The sequence below is a fragment of the Nocardia rhizosphaerihabitans genome (assembly GCF_014646295.1).
GTDB lineage: Bacteria > Actinomycetota > Actinomycetes > Mycobacteriales > Mycobacteriaceae > Nocardia > Nocardia rhizosphaerihabitans.
Genome location: NZ_BMNE01000001.1, coordinates 598,152 through 616,626, shown reverse-complemented (window position 1 = coordinate 616,626; position 18,475 = coordinate 598,152). Strand labels below are relative to the sequence as shown.

Here is an 18,475-nt window from a genome sequence, read left to right as displayed (position 1 = left end):
CGACCGCCCCGCGAGTGTGCCGAAAGCCGCCGCCGAGGTCGGTGTGCGTGCGACAGTAGGCGGCGTGGGCAGGCGTGTGTCAGGGAACCTCCCGGCGGAAGTGACCAGCTTTGTCGGCCGCGACGACGATGTCGCGGCGGCCAGGAAACTGCTCGGCGGTACCCGGTTGCTCACGCTGACCGGGGTGGGCGGCGTCGGCAAGACCCGGTTGAGCAGGCGGGTCGGCGAGGCCGTGCAGCGGGTGTTTCCCGACGGTGTGTGGCTGGTGGAATTGGCGCACGTCAGCGATCCGAACCTGGTCACGGCGACCGTGGCACGCGAGCTCGGCCTGCGCGACGACACCAGCGCGCCGCTGGCCGTCCTCACCGACTTCCTGGCCGACCGGGACCTGCTGCTGATCCTGGACAACTGTGAGCACGTGATCGACGCGTGCGCGGCGCTCGCGGACCGGATCATCCCAGCGACGACCGGTCTGCGGATTCTCGCGACCAGCCGCGAACCGCTCGGCGTGCCGGGCGAACAGGTCCTGCCGGTCGCGCCGCTGTCGGTACCGGATCCGGCCTCCGGCGACCTCGACAGCCCCGCGGCCCGGCTGCTCGTCGACCGCGCGACCGCCGCGGACCCGGCCTTCCGCAAGACCCCGGCCAACGCGGCGACCCTGGCCGCGATCTGCCGCAGGCTCGACGGCATTCCGCTCGCGCTGGAATTGGCGGCCCTGCGGATGCGGATGTTCACCCCCGACCAGGTCCTCACCCGCCTCGACGACGCGATGGGCCTGCTCACCACCGGCCCGCGGACCGCACCGCACCGTCAGCAGACCCTGGCCTCGGCGATCCGCTGGAGCTATGACCTGTGCACGCCCGACGAGCAGCGGCTCTGGGAGCAGCTGTCGGTCTTCGCGGGCGGCTTCGACCTCGACGCCGCGGAAGCGGTCTGCCTGGTCGGTTCGCCGTCCGCGCTGCTGGCCGCGCTGACCGGGCTGGTGGAGAAGTCGGTGCTGGCCTACGGACCCGGCGCCGACGGTGCCGGACGGTACTCGATGCTCGAGCCGTTGCGTCAGTTCGCCCGCGACCTGTTGCGGGCGCGCGGCGACGAAGACGCGGTCCGCGTCGGCCATCGCGAGTACTACTACCGTTTGGCCCGACGCGGGCGCACCGACTACTGGAGTGCCACCGACGTCGACTGGTTTCGCGATGTCGCCCGCGAGCACGCCAATTTCCGTGCGGCACTGCAATTCTCACTCGCCGATCCGGCCGGCGCCCGGCGTGCGCTGGAGATCGCGACCGAGCTGTGGCCGTTCTGGGAGCACTGTCACTTTCTGCTGGAGGGCTACCGCTGGTTGTCCGAGGCACTGGCGGAAGACACCGAGCGCAGCGTCGACCGGGCCAGGGCGCTGGCGGCGAGCTCGGTGATCGCGGCAATGCTGTCCGATACCGAGACCGCGACGGATTTCGTCCGTGCCAGCGCGGAGATCGCCGCCGAATCCGGGTCGGCGCAGGTGCTGGTCGAAGCCGAGATGGCGCGGGCGGTGCTCGCCTTCGGGGCGGGCGACCTGCGCGCCGCACTCGACATCGCCGTGGCGTCGTCGGTGAGCGCGCGCGACTGCGCCCATCCGCGGGTGGAGATGGAGAGCCTGGCCTTCGCCGCCGTCTGCGCGCTGGCCCTCGACGACCCGGTCGCCGGCGCCATGGCCGAAGGCCTGCTGGCACTGACCACCGAGCACGACTCCCACCTGCTCGGTGGTCTCGCGTACTGGGCCGTCGGCACCCAGCGGTGGCGCGACGGTGATCAGGAGGGCGCGGTCGCGGCGCTGCGCCGGTCGATCGAACTGTTCCAGCTCTTCGATCGGTGCGCCTGGCTCGCCACCAGTGTGGACGGCCTGGCCTGGGCGGCGGCCGCCGACGGCGACCTGGTGCGCGCCGCCCGCCTGATGGGGGCGGCTTCGACTGTGCGCCAGGGCAGTTCGCAGCGGCTGGCGCACGCGATGACCCAGCTCATCGGTCAGCGGGTCCGCGATCGCGTCCAGGCCGCGCTGGGGGAGCAGGAGTTCGGCGCCTGTTTCGACGCGGGCGCCTCGCTCACCCTCGACGACGCCGTCGACTACGCGATGGACAGCTCGCCGCCCCCGATCGCCGCCGTCGAACCGGTCGGGCCGGGCGTGCTGACCCGCCGGGAACGCGATGTCGCCCGCCTGATCGGCCTGGGCTACGGTAACCGCCGGATCGGGCAGGAGCTGGTGATCTCGATCCGCACCGCCGAGAGCCATGTCGACCACATCCTCACCAAACTCGGCTTCACCTCCCGCACCCAGATCGCCGCCTGGGTCAACCGGAACACCCTCTGACACTGCCATTTCCGCGCGAAGGAGGGGGCGGCGATCCCGGTGGGCGGAGTCGGCCAGCCGCTGAGTGGGACCGGACAAGATCCGTAGTCGCCGCGTGATCTCCGTAGTTTCCTGGATTCCCGCACGCGGGCGGGACGGCACTGTGATGGGGGACAGCAGTGCGAAGTAGATGAGGTGAGCCATGACGGTCGACGTGCTCGTCCAGGCCGGGTCCGCGCAGCGCGGCGGTCCGGCGCCGGTATCGATGATCGAGCGGATGACGCTGATCCTGGACGCGTTCGACGGGGCAAGCCCGGTCCGCACCTTGATCGATGTCGCAGAACACACCGGGCTGCCACGCTCTAGCGTGCACCGCATCATCGATCAGATGGTCCGGCTGCGCTGGCTCGCGCACGTACCCGGTGGCTACCGACTCGGTACGCGGGCGCTCGAACTCGGCGGACTCGCCGTCGAGCACAACGAGATCCGGGACGTGGTGAGCCCGCTGCTGCACGAGGTCTGTCAGCGGACCGGCATGGTCGGGCACCTCGGCGTGCTCGACGGCCCCGAAGTGCTGTACCTGGACAAGGCGGTCGGCCGCTCCTGCGACAGCATCCCCACCCGCCTCGGTGGCCGGATGCCCGCCCACTGCACCGCTGTCGGTAAGGCGTTGCTCGCCACCCTGGAACCGAGCATCGTCGAGCTGGCCTTCCGGGAGCGGCTGCCGCAGCTGACGCCGCGCACGATCGGCCACCGTGCCGAACTGCATCGCGAACTGGACCGCGTCCGTAGTCACCAGGGGGTCGCCGTCGATCGGGAGGAGTCGGTCGCCGGAGTCGTGTGCGTGGCGGTGCCGATCCGGGGCCGCGCGCCCGGTGCGGTCGCCGCGCTGTCGCTGTCGGGCAGGCTCGGCGGTGTGCGCGCCCCCGGCACGAGCAGTCTGGCCCGGGTCCTCGTGGAAGTCGCCGACGAGGCCGCGCGGGCGGTCTTTCCCCGGTACGCGCGATGGCAGTAGCGCGGCTCAGTGGGGGAGCGGGAGCAGTTCGACGAGGGTGCCGCGGCCGGTGCCGGGTGGGAGGACGGCCAGTGCCTGGCAGCCGATGAGGCCGGCCAGGTGTGGCGTGTGCGCGGGGCCGGTGCTGCGCCAGACACCGCCGGTCTGCTGCTGCACCGGGACGATCCGCGTCGCCTCACCGGCCGCCACCCCGGCGTCGGAGAGCCTGCCCCACATGGTCGGGCCGGGCGTGCGCAGGGTGAGCGCGTCGATGACGGCGGGGCCGATGGCCAGCAGGGCCGCGACCGCGGCGAACGGATTGCCGGGCAGGCCGAGCAGGACGCGGCCGTCGGGCAGCTGTGCCACCAGCGTGGAGCCGCCCGGACGGATCGCCACCCGTTCGATCACGATGCGCGCGCCCAGATCGGCCAGCAGCGTGCGCAGGTGGTCGGCGGCGCCGCGGCCGGTCGCCCCGACCATCACCACCAGGTCGGCATGCGATTTCAGTGTCAGCCAGGAGCGCAGCAGGTCATGACTGTCGGCGAGGTGCCACAGTCCGGTGCTCTCGATATCGCAGCAGCGCAGGAACTCCGGCAGTACCGGTCCCAGCGAGTCCCTGGTCTCCCCTGGCCCGAGCGGGCCGACCGCGCGGATCTCGTCGCCGGTCATCACCACATCGGCCCGTAACGGCCCGCGCACAGTGACCGTCTCGGCTTCGGCGCTCAGGGCCGCCGAGGCCAGCGCGGCCGACACCCGGGTGCCAGCGCCCGCCAGCTCGACACCGGTGTCCCAGTGCTCGCCCTGCCGCCGGGTGTCGTCGCGCACCGGCGCGCCGGGCGCCCGCATCACCACCGGCTTGCCCGACACCGTCGTCGTCACCACGTGCTCGTCGCGCAGGGTGGCGGTGGTCCCCAGCGGCGTGGCCGCGCCGGTGGCGATGCGCACCGCCTCACCGGGCGCCAGCACCACCGAACAGCTGCGTCCGGCATACCTGACCTGCTGATGCAGACGCCACCACGGACCGGGACCAGACACCGCGTAACCGTCCATCGCCGCGCTGTCGGCACGGGGGAGCGGGGAGCCGGTGGTCAGGGCGACGGCCAGCGTGGCGCCGACCGCATCGGCCACCGGCAGCTCCCGCACGCCGATCGGCAGCAGGCGTTCGGCAATCTGGGCGCGCACCCTGGCCAGGCCGCATTCCACGGCCGGAACAACCACGCCCGCTCGTGCGCTCACCACCACGTCCAGCCTCCGACCACAGTTCACCGACAATCCTGCACATCGTCCGCATGGGCCGTTGCCTGCGATTTTCTGGGCAGTTGCCCCACGGTGACGTTGTGCTCACCAGGACGGACCGAATCCGGTGCGCATTCGGACACATCGCCGTCGCGGCGGTGATCGGAGGCGGGCACCCGGTGATCCTGGGCCGAATCCCGACTGGTCGAGGCCGGTGCGAGAACGCACGGTTCAGGGGCGGATGCCCCTGGCGTCGAGGAGCATGCCGAGGTAGCCGAGTTCCTGGCTCTGGGACTGGGCCATGGCGCGGGCAGCCTGCTTCACCGGTCCCGAGGTGATCTGAACGTCGGCGGCGCGGGCCATGGTGACGCCGCCCGAGTGGTGGCGGTACATCAATTGCAGGAACAGCGTTTCGGCCTCGGCGCCCCGCGCGGCGGCCAGGGCGTCGAGGTCGGCGGTGGTCGCCATGCCCGGCATCGCTGTCGGCGAATCATGGTGGTGCCCTGCGGATGCCGCCATCCAGACCATCGGTTGAGCGGCGGTCGGCGGCGCGTCCGCGAGCTGTGTCCAGCCGAGGAGTGTGCCGATCTCCACCCGCTGGGTGTCGGCGATCTGATCGGCCAGCCTGCGCACGGTCGGATCGGCAGCGGGGTCGAGGCGTTCGGTGAGAATCAGCGCCTGCTGATGGTGGGCGGTCATGTCCTGGGCGAAGCCGAGCTCGACAGCGGTGAGTACCGGTGCGGGCATGGTGGTTTCGGGAATCAGCAGCGGACGCAGTGCCGCGCCGAGCACCAGCAGGAACATGGCGGCGGCGCACAGCGCGGTTACGCGGATCGCACGGCTCATACTCACGACCCGACGGTGGACTGCTGATCCGCCGGCGGCGTATACACCTCGTTGTCGAGTTGCAGCACCATGAACCCGTTGTCGGAACAGGCGACGTAGAGCTGATCACCACGCCACTCCGGCGGCGAGAAACACCAGTCGGTCGACATATCACCGAACGCGATATCGCCTGCGCGGGAGGTCAATGCCTGCGCCGGATCGAACCGGCCCTCCGCCATCGCGCGCAGCGCGGCGGGCGCGCTCATGAACGGAACGCCGATGATCGAGATCAGCGCGTGCGGTGAGTTCCAGACCTCCAGATTGCGCCCGGTCCGCGCCGGCGGATTGAAGTAGGCGATCTCGCGGATGGCGTCCGGATCGCGCACGTCGAACACCCGGATCCCGGACGAGATCCAGCCGCACGCCAGCGCCGTCGGATTGTCGGGGCGATCGGCCGCGCAATAGTGCGATTCGTAGGAGAACGCCGAACCACCCATCGACGACCCGACATTGGCGTCGATATTGTCCGGCAGATTGATCTCGAGTTTGATCTTCGCGGCGATCCGCGGCGCGCTGTCGTCGGAGACATCGATGAGTTTCACACCGCCGGAACCGCCTTCGTCGACCGTGAAGAGGTGCGGCACGCCGTCGTAGGTGACCGGCACGCTGTGCTGGGTGGCCCACCCGTCGGTCCAGAACGTCCGGCCAAGGTGCGGCACCTGCGGATTCGGGTCGCGTCGCTGCACCGCGCTCACATCGAGCACGGTGAAACCGCCGAGCGCGGAGAGGTAGAGCCGGTTCCCGTCCGGGCTCACGCCGAGCCCGTGCGCCTCGATCCCGGTCAGCCCCTGCCAGACGACACGCGGCTGCGCCGGATCGGTGAGGTCGACGGCACTGAGGAAGCCGGGCACCAGTCCCGAAGCCCAGTACGTGCGGCCGTCGGGGGAGAAGCCGCCCTCGTGGGTCGTGATCGGCAGCGGCATCAGCAGATTCGACCCGGTGCCCGGGTTGAGCAGCCGCGGATGCGCGCACTCGGAGATGTCGTACACCGACAGATATCCCGCGCCGAGAGCGGCCGGGACGCCCGTTCCCACGAGCAGTTTGCGAGTGGTGTTGACCTTCAACGTCTCCCAGGTCCCCGCCAGCATCGCGGGCTCGACGAGCGTCGCCGTCAGCCGGGGGTTCGCGGGATCGGACACGTCGAGTACCTGCACGCCCTGCTGTTCGCTGAGCATGTTGCCAGGAAAGAATGTGCCGACATAGGCGCAGTGCTCGAAACTCGTGGACGTGATGCCCGCACCGCGGCCCTGATAGTTGCCCACCATCGACATATTGCAGCGGTAGCCCTGCGTGCTGCGGCCACTGTCTCGGTCACCGGCGGGTACATCGCCCTGCATTCCGGTTTCCGGCAGCGATCCCGGCCCGCAGTCCGCCCGTGGCACCGCGGTCCGCCCGACCTCGAGGAATTCCTGCACCGCACCGCTGAGCTCGGCGAACGGATCCGCCGCTGACCCGGCAGGCAACCCGATGCAGACCAGTGCGGTGACGGCCGCCAGCGCCGCATACCGCAAGACCGCCCTACCCGAACGTCCGCGCATCCGTTGCCTCCCGACCATTACCCAGCCCCCACTGACCCAGACAGCTGTCCGTTGCTGTGGATGGTAAATCGAGTGGTGTGTCCGCGCGGGTAGTTTCGCCGAACCGGCCGCTCGCCCGGCGGGTCGAATCCCCCACCCCGGTGACGGAACGCTGTACGGTTGCCTGAGTTACGACAGGTGCAGCTGGCGGGACTGTTCCGCGACCGGAAAGGACTCGGATTCCATGTCGAACCATGTCGCAGGCGGTTCCGAGGGCGCGGACACGACCGAGAAGATAGTAGCGGGTCGATCGCCGGGAAAGCCCCGGCTGGACCGATTCGTCTTCAGCGCCACCGCGATCGGCGCACTGGCCTTCGTCGCCTGGGGCGTCCTCGACGACGAGAGCCTCGCCTCGGCCGCCGGATCCGCGCAGAAGTGGGTCATCACCAACACCGGCTGGCTGTTCGTTCTGGTGGCGACGGCGTTCGTTGTCTACGTGATCTGGCTGGCGGTCAGCAGATACGGGCGGATCCCGCTCGGCGCCGACGACGAGAAACCCGAATTCCGCACCGTCTCCTGGATCGCGATGATGTTCAGCGCGGGCATGGGCATCGGGCTGATGTTCTGGGGTGTCGCGGAACCGTTGTCGCACTACGTGAGTCCGCCGCCGCACACCGCCGAGCCCGGCACCCCCGCCGCCGCCGAGGTGGCGATGGCGACCACGCTGTTCCACTGGACCCTGCACCCGTGGGCGATCTACGCCGTCGCCGGTCTGGCCATCGCGTACGGCACTTTCCGAAAAGGCCGCTCGCAGTTGATCTCCGCGGTGTTCCAGCCCCTGCTGGGCCGGCACGCCGAGGGCATCGGTGGCCGCGCCATCGACATGATGGCGATCTTCGCGACGCTGTTCGGTTCGGCCGCCTCCCTCGGCCTCGGCGCCCTGCAGATCGGCGCGGGAATGGAGTTCAACGGCTGGATCGACGGCATCGGCAAAATCGGCCTGGTGGCCATCATCTCGGGCCTGACGGTCGCCTTCGTGCTGTCGGCGGTGTCGGGGGTGGAGCGTGGCATCCAGTGGTTGTCGAACATCAATATGGTGCTGGCACTGGCGATCGCGGCGTTCGTCTTCGTCGCAGGGCCGACCCTGTTCGTGCTCAATATGGTCCCGACCTCGATCGGCGACTACGTGGAGTTGCTGCCGACGATGGCCTCGCGCACCGGCGCCGGTGACGAGGCGATGCAGGGGTGGCTGTCGAGCTGGACGATCTTCTACTGGGCCTGGTGGATCTCGTGGACGCCGTTCGTCGGCATGTTCATCGCCCGGATCAGCCGTGGCCGCACCATCCGCCAGTTCGTCACCGGCGTGCTGCTGGTGCCCAGCGCGGTGAGCCTGCTGTGGTTCGCGGTCTTCGGCGGGGCGGGCATCGCCGAGCAGGCCGAAGACGGCGCGCTCACCGAGGCCGACGGCTCCGTCGACTCGAACTTCGCCCTGTTCCACCTGCTCGACCAGTACCCGATCACCTCGGTCACCACGGTGGTGGTGATGATCCTGGTCGGCATCTTCTTCGTCTCCGGCGCCGACGCGGCCTCCATCGTGATGGGCACCCTGTCCGAACGCGGCAGCATCGAACCGTCCCGGCTGATCGTCATCTTCTGGGGCGCGGCCACCGGTGCGGTCGCCGCGATCATGCTGGTGATCGCCGACTCCGACGATCTCGGCGGCGCGCTGACCGGCCTGCAGGCGCTGACGACGGTGGTGTCGCTGCCGTTCCTGGTGGTGATGGCGGCCATGTGTGTCTCGCTGTACAAGGATCTGCGCGAGGATCCGCTCATCCTGCGTGCCGACCGCGGCATCGAGCTCGTCGAGATCGCCGTCGACAAGGGCACCGAACGCCATGAAGGCGACTTCGCGCTGGTCACCGAACCCGCCGACGACGACGTCGAGAAACAGTCCGACCCCGGCTAGCCCGCTACGACCCGCTCCAGCACCGCCGAGAGGTCGGCACAGGCCTGCCGCAGACGACCCCGCAGCGCGTCGGCCGACTCGGCGATCGCGGCCTGAGCGCGCACGTAATCGGCTCGCCCACTGGGTGTTTCGATGCGAACCGGCTCATAGCCGAACTCGCGCAGATCGTAGGGACTGGCCCGCATATCGAGTTCGCGTGCGGTGCAGGCGAGTTCGAAGCAGTCGAGCAGCAGATCCGACGAGATCAGCGGCGCGAGCTTGAACCCCCACTTGTAGAGATCCATATTGGCGTGCAGACACCCCGGCTGTTCCCGCAGCACCTGATCGGCCCGAGTCAGCGGTTCGGCATTACGGCCGACCGCCTCGGGAGCGAAGAACCGAAACGCGTCGAAGTGCGTGCAACGCAACGACATCGACTCCACCACCGCATCGGTCCCCGCATGCCCGAGCCGCAACGGCACCTGCTGATGCCGGACGTCCTCGGTGCGATAAACCATCGCCCATTCATGCAGCCCGAAACACGACAACTGCGCCGGGCGCCGCGCCGTCGCGCCCAGCAGCCGGCCCACGAACTCGATGGTGTCCCGCCGTTTCACCAGATACGCCGGATCGGCGGTGAACACCTCACCCTCCACCCGGTGATACCCGCGCGCACCGTCGTAGTCCCCCGCATCACCCAACCCGATCCCGAACCCGGGATGCCAGCGCCGCAACTGCGACGGCTTGTTGCCGTAGTAGGTGAACAGAAAGTCGATCACCGGATGCGTGGTACCCGCCGCCCGCCGCTCCAGATACGGCCCGACCAGCCGATCGAGCCGCTCCCGATGCAGCTGCGCACGCGCCTGCCACTCGACCGCGGGCAAGACCCGCAGGTCGACAGCAGGGTCCAGGTCGTAGTACGCGCTCACCAGGCCATTCTCCCGTACCGGCCCGCGGAGACCGATCCAGGGCCGGACGTTGCTTTCATGCATCGGCCACTCTGCGAGCTATTTCGCACCGGTCAGGCCGGAGGTAGATTCAATGTGCGGCGCAGGTCGAGGTGCTCGTGTAGGCCATAGCCGCTACGGCAGAAATCGCCGTCGGGAAGGGCGCCGGAGCGTATTCCGTGTGCTCATGAAATCACGTCCATACTCTCGACTTCGCTGTCCGCGAAGCGAACAGCAGCCGCGAAAATCCACACTGCGAGGTGTAATCCGATGACACCGGATGAACTCATGGAAGAGGCTTGCAGACTGGCGATAGAGTCGGTCGACAATGATTGGGGTGGACCGTTCGGCGCCGTCATCGCGAAGGACGGTGTGATCGTCGCGCGGGGGCAGAATCGGGTGCTACTCACCGGCGATGCCACCGCGCACGCCGAGATCGAATGCATCCGCAAGGCGACGCAGGTAGTCAATGCCGAAGCGCCGAGCATTGCCAAAGAACACCAGAACGAGTCGACGCTCGAATTGGTCCCGCGGCCTGCGGGATCGGCCGACAAGCTGCCGGAGCGGGCGAAAATGTTGATGGGGATGGAGATCTTCATCAGTGGCGCTCCCTGTCCCATGTGTATGAGCGCGATCTATTGGTCTCGTCTGGATGCCGTGCATTTCGCGAGCGATCTGGCGGACACCAGCGAAATCGGCTTCGACGACGCGTTTCAATACGAGGACTTTACGAGACCGCTGTCGGAGCGGCGGGTGAAAATCGAACAGTTCCGCAGGGATCTGGGCGCCGAGGCGTACAAGACCTGGGCCGAAAAACCCGATAAGCACCCGTACTGACATGTCGGCTGCGAAGGCTGGAGCGCCGAGGCCTGCCCCGGCGACGGTGGTCATCACCCAGCAGCTTCGAGCAGGCCGCGAGGCCGGGTTCCGGCGGTGGCAGACGGCGGTGAACGATGCCGCGGCGGAATTCCCGGGGTTTCTCGGTGCCGACGTCACACCCCCGGGTGACGCTCAGTCCGAGTGGTCGGTCGTGTACCGGTTCGATGACATCGTCAACCTGAAGCGCTGGCTCGGCAGCGAGACGCGGGCCGAGCTGCTCGCGAGCGGAACCGAGTTCTTCGAACGGCCCTCGACGCAGCATGTGCTGGTCGACGAGCCGGACGACGCGGGAGTGACCGTCGTCGTGTCACATCCGGTGGCGGCCGATCGGGAAACGGAGTTCATCGCCTGGCAAGACCGCATGACCGAGGTCGAGCGGACGTTCAGGGGCTTTCGCGGATCCGAGCTGCATCGGCCGGTTCCGGGTGTTCAGAACGAGTGGACGATCATCTATTCCTTCTCGTCGGCCGAGAACCTCAACCGATGGCTCGAATCGCCCCAGCGCAAGGCGCTGCTCGCGGAAGCCCCGGACTTCCGGGACTTCGAGGTGCACCGCATCGCCAACCCCTACGGGTCGTGGTTTCCGCCGAGCAAGACCGGCGAGGAAGACGGTCCCGCGTCGTGGAAGACGGCAATGTCGGTCCTGGTGGGGCTGTATCCGACGGTGGTGATCCTGACCCTGATCATCACCGAGATCTGGCCGGGCGGACAGCTGTGGATCAGCTTGCTGATCGGGAACATCCTGTCGGTCAGCCTGCTGACCTGGGTGGTGATGCCGGTCGTCACCCGCGCGCTGGGGTTCTGGATGCGATCGGGCCGCGATACTCGCACCGACTTGATCGGCCTCGCCTGGTCGGTGGGTTTTCTGACGCTCGCCGCGGTGTTCTTCTACCTGGTAACTCGGGTGTTCTGGACACTTCCGTGACGCTCGACTCCGTCAGCCGCGGTCAGGGCGTATCCAGCACACTCGCCGGAACCCCGTACGGCAGAAAACGCACCCGACGCCGATCGTCGGTGTTGTCACGATGCGCGCGCAAAGCCTCGAGCTCGTTCGGAAAGACCTGATCGACCCTGGCCTGGCCGTCGTCCTCGATGGTGTAGATCGCCCACACCCCGCTGCCGGTCTCCCCGGCCGTCGCCGGCTCGGGTTCCGGTTGACGCTGCTGTTGGACAAGCTGCCCGAGCAGCGACGTCAGGGACCCGACTCCGACCTGATCTACGCGCTCCAGGTATCCGCCGGCCTTCCCGACAAGGCCGCGGAGCTCGTTTCCCGCCTCCCGTAGTGCGCGTTCGAAATCTTCCGGATCGATGCCGAAAGGCCCGTTGGTTGCCATCGCATGTCCTCCTGAGGACGAGGTGGGGGCTACGCCCTCAGTGTCCTCGCGAAACGACGCCTTCGCCACGATGCCCTCGCCTCGACGAGCGTTGGACGGGTCATTCGGCGAAGGGAGTCTGTCCGGTGGTGCACGTGGTGTCCGGTTCGGGGATCCGCAGGTCGATGAGGTAGCGCTCCCGGAGTGTGGTGGCGCACTCGCCGGTCGGCTCGTGGCCGTAGCCGTCGGTGACCACCACCAGGCGTGCCGTGCCCATCGCCTGCGCTGCGCGGCGCGCGGAGGTCAGCGGCGTCGCCGGGTCGAAACGGTTGTTGAGCAGCAGCGCGGGTACCGGCGACTGCTGGGTCCAGGGGCCGGTGAATCGCTGTGGGTAGCCGGTCTCGGGTGCCGGCCACGCGGCGCAGGGCTGGCGCAGGTAGAGCCAGAACGGTCCGTACACGGGGGATCGCTCGGCGCTTTCCTGCGCGAATTCCGGCCATCGGTGTGATTGTCGGGTGAAGGTGTTGTCCGCACAGGAGATCGCTACGAAGGAGGCCAGGAAGTCTCCGGTCATTCCGACGGCGGCCAGGATTTCGCGCACCACGTCGGGGTGGCCTGCCGAACCGAGCTCGAGTTCGGTCAGCAAAGTGGCCAGTGCAGGCCACCCTCGGGCCGGGCTGTACAGCAGCATGGCGTGCGCTTGGACGATCTCGTTGTAGGTCACCGACACCGACTCGCTGCCTTGCCCGACCTGAATCGGCGCCACCTTCGACTGGTCGAGCACAGCGGTGTCGCGCGCCCGAAGATCCGTGGCACTCGACTTCGGCGAGCCGGCGAATGCGCAGTGTCGCGGTCCGGCGGTTGCGCACAGCCGGAGGAGTTCGGTGAGTACCTCTTCGGTGCCCTGTGCCGTATCGGCGATGTGGGAACGGGTGTCGGTCGTGTAGGCGTCGGGATCGACGATCGAGGAAAGCTGCAGGGCGCGAACACGATCGGGGAACAGTGTGCCGTAGACGATGCCCAAGTAGCTGGCGTAGGAGCTGCCTCCATAGGTCAGCTTTTCGTCACCGACCGCGCGTCGAAGCAGATCGAGATCCCGGGCAGCGTCGACGGTTGTCAGGTGGGAGATCAGTTCGCCGCTCTCGGCCGCGCAGCCGGCTGCCAATTGTCGACTGGCGTTCTCGGTGCCGTGTTGTTGCCGGTCGTCGATCGGCGGGATGGCGATATTGCGCCAGAATTCGTTCTGGACAGCCGAATTCGGGAAGCAGCGGACGGGGGCGCTTCGCCCGACTCCACGCTGGTCGAAGGTGATCACGTCGAACTGCCGACTCAGCTCGCCGGGGAACAGTTCGCCGTCGGCGGCCCAATCGATTCCGGAACCACCCGGTCCACCCGCCGCGGTGAACAAGGTACCGATCCGGCGCGTCGGGTCTGATGCGCGTTGCCGGAGAATCGCGAGTGCGATGGTCGGTCCGTCGGGGCGGGCGTAGTCCAATGGCACAGGCACGCTTGCGCATTCGTATCGCCGCAGGGCTTCCTCCGCACATGGCGTCCACGAGACTCGAGGTGTGGGCACGGCATCGGCCTGCGCGACCAGTTCCGCGACGCTCTTGCCCGCGCCGGCCGCAACCTGGTCGATCGAGGTGCAGCCGCCGGCGACGAGAGTCAGCGCGGCGATGACACCGCAGACGATCGATGTCGGAGTTGGCATGCGAACAATGGTCATGCCGGGCGCGCCGGGTGTCGTCCCCCATTCGGGGGACAGCAACCCTGAGATCGCGTGGCCGCCCAGTGGCACAGGGCACGTCGTTGTCCTGTCACAAGAGCGCGGGCACCGGCGTCTTGTGTGCGTCGACCACATCCACCCAGCAGGGAGAGCGAGACATGAACGCACACAAGAAGGTTGCACTGGTTTCCGGGGCGAACAAGGGAATCGGCCGTGCGGCCGCCGAACAACTGGCAGCTCTGGGCATCACGGTGCTGGTCGGCGCTCGGGATTCGCGGTCAGGGCGGTATTCGAGACCAACGTCTTCGGCGTGATCGCGGTGACCGATGCGATGCTGCCGCTACTGCGCCGCTCCTACCGCCGGATTCTTCGGTGAAGACGGTCCGCTGCCCTGGTAACCGGCCGCGCTCGACGAACGCAACTGCTGTCAGGATTCGCGGGCGGCGATCGCGGCTTGGATTCGGCGTAGGGTGCGCAGGCCCTTCTTCGCGGCGACGCTCACCATGCCGTCGAAGACTGTCGAGCCGCGGTCGCCGGCCATCAGCCGTTCCAGCGTCGGCACGGCACGATCGTCGCCGGTCGAACCGAGAGCGACTGCCGCCCAGTATCGCCGGTCCGGGTCGTCGCTGGTGGCCGCTTCGCACAGCCTCGGGATGATGTCCGGGGTGAAGGTGGCCAGCGCGCTGGCGATATAGCCGATGCGGTAGTACCGGCGGTTCTCGAATTCGTCCCAGAGTGCGGCCAGGGCGGCGTCGCCACCGATGCGGCCGAGGGCCTCGGCGGCACGTTCGCGCAGACCGGTGATCGGGTCGCGCAGCAGGGGCGTGAGCGCCGGGACGGCCGATTCGTCGCCGAGGATGCCGAGTGCGATCACCGTTTGCTCGCGGGCCATCTGTTGTGGGTGGTCGAGCAGGGCGATCAAGCCGGGAACCGCGTCGCGGAAGCCGAGCGCCGCGCAGCCCATCGCGGCCCAGGCTTGGCAGTTGTACCGGGTGTCGGCCAGTGACGCGAGCAGCGGTGCCCGCAGGCTGTCGTCGCCGAAGACCGCGACCCGGTTCAGCGCCCGGCTGTACAGCGAGCGGTGGTAGTCGGGATAGTCGCGGACGAGCGCGCACAGCGCTTCCTTGGCCGATGCGTCGCCGTCGGTAGCCCGCGCGAGCAGGAGTCGCAGATTTTCCTCGCGGGTCTCGAGGTCACCGTCTTCGAGGAGTCGCGCGTCAGCTGGGTTCACCGCGCAACGGTACCTGGGGCTATGCGCTCGTCTCCGGCGGCCACGTCCGGCGCAGCGTCAGCGGCTCGAGACTCGTGCCACCGCTCTGACCGGAGCTCCGTCCGCCCCGCTGAGCCGGAGCGGGAACAAGGAAACCTCGATCGACGCGCCTGCTGACTGGGCGACCAGCAGTTGGTCGAGGTTGATGAGGTTCTCGGCGATCACCGCGTGCGCCCCGCACAGGATCCGGTGCGCGGGCAGGTCGAGATCATCGGCGTCGGACGGGTCGATGCTGGGCGCATCGATGCCGATGGTCCGAATCCCCGCGTCCACCACCATCTGTGCGGCATCCGCGCCAAGGTATGGGTGGGCGAGATAGTCGTCGGTACCCCAGCGGGCGGACCATCCGGTGGCGATCAGCACGACCGAACCCGGGACGAGATCGATGTCGAACATGTCGACCCCGATCACACCGCGCGCCGCGACCGCCCGCGCGTCCACGACCTGCGCGGGCCCGGTGAAGCGCTCGAGGGGTAGCTCGTCGAGTGTCGGCAGACTGTCGTCGAGATGGGCGGGTGCGTCGACATGGGTCCCTGTCTGCGATCCGAGGTGAAGGCCGAGCACGTTCACCCCGTCGGTCGCGACGCGAAGTGCCGGTTCCAGCCGGACTTCCGGATCGCCCGGGAACACCGGCATACCGGTGTGGATCGGCAGGGTCAGGTCGATCAGGGTCATGTGGCGGGCTCGGGCGACGGTGGGGTCGCCACGGCCTCGCCACTGTCCGGCTCGTCTACCTCCGGGGGCGGTCCGGTGGCCGCGTCGATCTGCTCGCCGATATAGCGGATGACCACCGCGATCATCGCGACGACCGGCACCGCGAGGAACGCGCCGGTGATGCCGTAGAGCGAGCCGCCCGCGGTGACGGCGAGCAGCACGATGACGGCGTGCAGTTCCATGCTGCGGCTCTGCAGGACCGGTTGCAGCACATTGCCTTCCAGCTGCTGCACCGCGATGACGACGCCGAGCACGATCAGCGCCGTGGTGAAGCCGTTGCCGACCAGCGCGACGAGGACGGCGAGCGCACCGGCGACGAAAGCGCCGACCATCGGGATGAATCCACCGATGAAGGTGATCACCGTCAGCACCAGCGCCAGCGGAACATCGAGGATGAACAGCGCCGCGCCGATGCAGACGGCGTCGACCAGGCTGACGATCGCCTGGGTGCGGATGAATCCGCCCAGGGTCGCCCAGACCCGTTCCAGGACGGCCTCGACGTGGCGGCCGCTGCGGGTGCCGAACACCGTGTGCATCCAGGGCAGCAGACGGGTGCCGTCCTTGAGGAAGAAGAACACCAGCACCACCACCAGGAACACGGTGATCAGGACCGATGTCGCGGTACTCACACCGGTGAACACGCCGCTGGCGATCTGCGCGCCACTGGACTGCAGCCGCGCGACGATCGCCTCGACCGCGGAGTCGAGTTGCTCGTCGCGGAGGCGCAAGGGCGGTCCCTGGATCCAGTCGCGGACCTGGTTGACGCCCGCGGTGGCCTTGTCGGCGAGTTCGGGTGCCTGATCGGCCACCGACGGCACGATCAGCGCGATGACCCCGGACAGCAGCGCGAGGAATCCCACCAGGGTGATCGTCGCGGCCAGCGCGGGCGCCAGCTTGTGCTGGGTCAGCCAGCGGGTAGGCGGCCACAGGATCGTGGTCACCACGATCGCCAGCGCGACCGGCAGCAGCACCACCCACAGCCGGGCGGTGACCGAACCGAGTACCCAGGCGCCCGCCGCGATCGCGACGATGCACAGTGACCATTTGGCCACCCACAGGATCCCGCTTCCGATCACGTCCCCGCGATCACGCCACGACTTTCCGTTCGGTTGTGCCCCACTGGGTTCTTTCACCGGCCCGCTCACGCAGCCAGTCTGGCACGCTTCCCGGAAATGTCGCGCGACGTCGGCTAGTCGCGGTCGGTACCGGCGGTCGAACTGTGCACGGTGTCACCGCCGACCATGTCGTCGTTCAGGTCCACCTTCGCGAAGGGTTCACGGAGGTGACGCAGGACGCGCAGGCAGGTGTCGATATCGGCCGCGGTGAGGTCGCCACGGACATCGCGGAGCCTGGCGTGTTCGCGGGCGCTCGTCGTTGCCATCGCCGCTCGCCCCTGTTCCGTCAAGGTGATCAGCGGTGAACGTCGATGCCGGGGGTTGCTGAGGGTGGCGACGAGGTCGGCGGCCATGGCGTCGTTGACCATCCGCTGGACGAACCGCTACACCGGAGGTCCGGGCGCCCCGCTGGTGCTGCTCCATGCCGCCTTTCTCGGCTCGGCGATGTTCGATGCTCAGCTGTTTGGTCCGCGCCGAGGGCATCGTGTGATCGCTCCCGACGCGCGGGGACACGGCGAACCCGCCAACGCGACAATGCCTTTCCGGCACACCGACGATCTGGCGGCCTTGCTGCGGCATATCGATGCGGGTCCCGCGGTGCCGGTGGGCGTGTCGATGGGAGCCATGAGACGGAGCAGCTGGAGACCTACAACAGGCTCGTCGAGGAGTTCGTTCGCGAGCTCGGCTGATCCGGGGACCGGACCTGCCTACTGGTCGTCGGCGGCGATGCGTTCGACGCGGCGCGCGGTGGCGAGCAGTTCGTCGATGTAGCGCCGGCGCGCCTCGGCGGTGACTTCGGTACGGAGCGGGCCGATCTGGACTTCGAAGAGGGCGCGGCCGTCGGCGGCGAGGACCGGGGCGCTCAGATAGCCGAGCGACAGCGACGCCGAAGAGTTCAGGTCGGCTTCGGTATGGGCGCTGCCGGTGATGTCGCCGAGCAGACTCAGGACACGCCCCCGAAGTTCGTCGGCGGCGGGTCGGCCGGACAGCAGATCGACCACATCGGCGAGGACACGCAGCGCGGTGAGTGCGCCGGGGCGCAGGCTCCAGGCGCAGCAGCCGGTGGTGCGAATCGTCGCCAGGACCTCACGGAACTCGGTGCGGCGTGCGGGATCACCGCGATCGAGCCAACTGTTCTGGGTGGCGACCGGAGCGTGGGCGATGAGGGTCGCGCCCGCGGGCGGGAGCAGCGGGATACGGGTTCCGTTCTCGATGCCGGCGGGGATGAGGCCGTGTCCGCCGACGACCGTCACGAAGACGAGGTCGTCCCCGCTCAGCGCGGTGAGGGCGGCGCCGCAGCCGACCCGGGTGGCCAGCTGCTCGAGTTCCGCACCGATCGCTTCACTCTCGGTGACCGCCGCGGGCGCGAGGAGCCCGACCCGGGCGAGGCCGGGACCCAGCTGGTAGGTCAGGTCGGTGTGTCGCCGGACCCACCCGTGCCGGTCGAGGGTGGACAGGATGGCTCCCACCGTCGACCGGCTCAGTGCGAGTGATTGCGCGATCTCGGCCGCCGAGAGCGCGGTGCCGCGGGCCGCGAGCAGCTCGACCACGGCGACGACCCGGCTGGTCGGCGGTGAATCATCCTGGGGGCGAGACGAATCGGATCGCATG

At 68.6% G+C, this 18,475-nt stretch carries 17 protein-coding genes; 6 read left to right on the top strand and 11 right to left on the bottom strand.

The genetic code is table 11. The annotated features are described in order from the left end of the window. Positions 1-100 precede the first annotated feature (100 nt). Positions 101-2,344 (top strand): ATP-binding protein, encoded by a 2,244-nt coding sequence (locus IEY60_RS02685; protein WP_189023409.1) that lies wholly within the window; start codon positions 101-103, stop codon positions 2,342-2,344. Between the two features lie 181 nt (positions 2,345-2,525). Beyond that, positions 2,526-3,338: an IclR family transcriptional regulator gene (locus IEY60_RS02680; RefSeq protein ID WP_189023408.1), complete on the top strand. Its 813-nt coding sequence runs from the start codon at positions 2,526-2,528 to the stop codon at positions 3,336-3,338. 6 nt (positions 3,339-3,344) lie between these two features. On the opposite strand, the gene IEY60_RS02675 is transcribed toward IEY60_RS02680, so the two are convergent. From IEY60_RS02675 to IEY60_RS02665, 3 genes are all read right to left on the bottom strand, one after another. Beyond that, on the bottom strand, positions 3,345-4,583 hold the full coding sequence (locus IEY60_RS02675) for a molybdopterin-binding protein (RefSeq protein ID WP_229739493.1): 1,239 nt from the start codon (positions 4,581-4,583) through the stop codon (positions 3,345-3,347). A 201-nt stretch (positions 4,584-4,784) separates the two neighbouring features. Further along, a complete protein-coding gene (locus IEY60_RS02670) occupies positions 4,785-5,399 on the bottom strand; it encodes a DUF305 domain-containing protein (protein WP_189024817.1) in 615 nt (204 codons plus the stop codon). Between the two features lie 2 nt (positions 5,400-5,401). Then, a complete protein-coding gene (locus IEY60_RS02665; RefSeq protein ID WP_189023406.1) occupies positions 5,402-6,976 on the bottom strand; it encodes an LVIVD repeat-containing protein in 1,575 nt (524 codons plus the stop codon). A 223-nt stretch (positions 6,977-7,199) separates the two neighbouring features. On the opposite strand from IEY60_RS02665, the gene IEY60_RS02660 reads away from it, so the two are divergent. Then, positions 7,200-8,921: a BCCT family transporter gene (locus tag IEY60_RS02660; protein WP_189023404.1), complete on the top strand. Its 1,722-nt coding sequence runs from the start codon at positions 7,200-7,202 to the stop codon at positions 8,919-8,921. Here the strand turns inward: IEY60_RS02660 and IEY60_RS02655 are convergent. After that, complete coding sequence (locus IEY60_RS02655) at positions 8,918-9,793, bottom strand: 3-methyladenine DNA glycosylase (protein ID WP_189024815.1); 876 nt, start codon at positions 9,791-9,793, stop codon at positions 8,918-8,920. The two genes, IEY60_RS02660 and IEY60_RS02655, sit on opposite strands and share 4 nt — an antisense overlap. A gap of 324 nt (positions 9,794-10,117) precedes the next feature. Here IEY60_RS02655 and IEY60_RS02650 point away from each other — a divergent pair, with 324 nt between their 5' ends. Continuing rightward, positions 10,118-10,684, top strand: coding sequence for a nucleoside deaminase (locus tag IEY60_RS02650; protein WP_189023402.1), 567 nt, complete (start codon positions 10,118-10,120; stop codon positions 10,682-10,684). A 1-nt stretch (position 10,685) separates the two neighbouring features. Further along, entirely contained in the window at positions 10,686-11,651 is a 966-nt protein-coding gene (locus IEY60_RS02645) for an antibiotic biosynthesis monooxygenase (RefSeq protein ID WP_189023400.1), read from the top strand. A 22-nt stretch (positions 11,652-11,673) separates the two neighbouring features. Here the strand turns inward: IEY60_RS02645 and IEY60_RS02640 are convergent, their stop codons facing one another. From IEY60_RS02640 to IEY60_RS02615, 6 genes are all read right to left on the bottom strand, one after another. Next, the gene (locus IEY60_RS02640; RefSeq protein WP_189024813.1) at positions 11,674-12,060 is read right to left on the bottom strand and encodes an Rv0313 family protein; all 387 of its coding nucleotides are present in this window, start codon (positions 12,058-12,060) and stop codon (positions 11,674-11,676) included. 100 nt (positions 12,061-12,160) lie between these two features. Beyond that, positions 12,161-13,750, bottom strand: a complete 1,590-nt coding sequence (locus tag IEY60_RS02635; RefSeq protein ID WP_229739491.1) for an alpha/beta hydrolase — start codon at positions 13,748-13,750, stop codon at positions 12,161-12,163. Between the two features lie 442 nt (positions 13,751-14,192). Beyond that, on the bottom strand, positions 14,193-14,996 hold the full coding sequence (locus tag IEY60_RS02630; RefSeq protein ID WP_189023396.1) for a HEAT repeat domain-containing protein: 804 nt from the start codon (positions 14,994-14,996) through the stop codon (positions 14,193-14,195). 57 nt (positions 14,997-15,053) lie between these two features. Next, entirely contained in the window at positions 15,054-15,710 is a 657-nt protein-coding gene (locus tag IEY60_RS02625) for a cyclase family protein (protein WP_189023393.1), read from the bottom strand. Continuing rightward, the gene (locus IEY60_RS02620; RefSeq protein ID WP_373291659.1) at positions 15,707-16,825 is read right to left on the bottom strand and encodes an AI-2E family transporter; all 1,119 of its coding nucleotides are present in this window, start codon (positions 16,823-16,825) and stop codon (positions 15,707-15,709) included. The genes IEY60_RS02625 and IEY60_RS02620 overlap by 4 nt, the downstream gene beginning before the upstream one ends. Positions 16,826-16,938: 113 nt before the next feature. Next, a complete protein-coding gene (locus IEY60_RS02615; RefSeq protein WP_189023388.1) occupies positions 16,939-17,232 on the bottom strand; it encodes a winged helix DNA-binding protein in 294 nt (97 codons plus the stop codon). Here IEY60_RS02615 and IEY60_RS36445 point away from each other — a divergent pair. Then, entirely contained in the window at positions 17,216-17,635 is a 420-nt protein-coding gene (locus tag IEY60_RS36445; RefSeq protein ID WP_189023386.1) for an alpha/beta fold hydrolase, read from the top strand. The genes IEY60_RS02615 and IEY60_RS36445 overlap by 17 nt on opposite strands. Here the strand turns inward: IEY60_RS36445 and IEY60_RS02605 are convergent. Continuing rightward, on the bottom strand, positions 17,572-18,474 hold the full coding sequence (locus tag IEY60_RS02605) for a helix-turn-helix domain-containing protein (protein WP_189023384.1): 903 nt from the start codon (positions 18,472-18,474) through the stop codon (positions 17,572-17,574). The two genes, IEY60_RS36445 and IEY60_RS02605, sit on opposite strands and share 64 nt — an antisense overlap. Position 18,475 lies beyond the last annotated feature (1 nt).

Excerpts from the sequence above, each read along its gene's own strand:
- IEY60_RS02680 (WP_189023408.1), top strand. The coding sequence starts at position 2,526 with ATGACGGTCGACGTGCTCGTCCAGGCCGGGTCCGCGCAGCGCGGCGGT.
- IEY60_RS02670 (WP_189024817.1), bottom strand. The coding sequence starts at position 5,399 with ATGAGCCGTGCGATCCGCGTAACCGCGCTGTGCGCCGCCGCCATGTTC.
- IEY60_RS02665 (WP_189023406.1), bottom strand. The coding sequence starts at position 6,976 with ATGCGCGGACGTTCGGGTAGGGCGGTCTTGCGGTATGCGGCGCTGGCG.
- IEY60_RS02660 (WP_189023404.1), top strand. The coding sequence starts at position 7,200 with ATGTCGAACCATGTCGCAGGCGGTTCCGAGGGCGCGGACACGACCGAG.
- IEY60_RS02650 (WP_189023402.1), top strand. The coding sequence starts at position 10,118 with ATGACACCGGATGAACTCATGGAAGAGGCTTGCAGACTGGCGATAGAG.
- IEY60_RS02645 (WP_189023400.1), top strand. The coding sequence starts at position 10,686 with ATGTCGGCTGCGAAGGCTGGAGCGCCGAGGCCTGCCCCGGCGACGGTG.
- IEY60_RS02640 (WP_189024813.1), bottom strand. The coding sequence starts at position 12,060 with ATGGCAACCAACGGGCCTTTCGGCATCGATCCGGAAGATTTCGAACGC.
- IEY60_RS02635 (WP_229739491.1), bottom strand. The coding sequence starts at position 13,750 with ATGCCAACTCCGACATCGATCGTCTGCGGTGTCATCGCCGCGCTGACT.
- IEY60_RS02625 (WP_189023393.1), bottom strand. The coding sequence starts at position 15,710 with ATGACCCTGATCGACCTGACCCTGCCGATCCACACCGGTATGCCGGTG.
- IEY60_RS36445 (WP_189023386.1), top strand. The coding sequence starts at position 17,216 with ATGGCGTCGTTGACCATCCGCTGGACGAACCGCTACACCGGAGGTCCG.
- IEY60_RS02615 (WP_189023388.1), bottom strand. The coding sequence starts at position 17,232 with ATGGTCAACGACGCCATGGCCGCCGACCTCGTCGCCACCCTCAGCAAC.
- IEY60_RS02605 (WP_189023384.1), bottom strand. The coding sequence starts at position 18,474 with ATGCGATCCGATTCGTCTCGCCCCCAGGATGATTCACCGCCGACCAGC.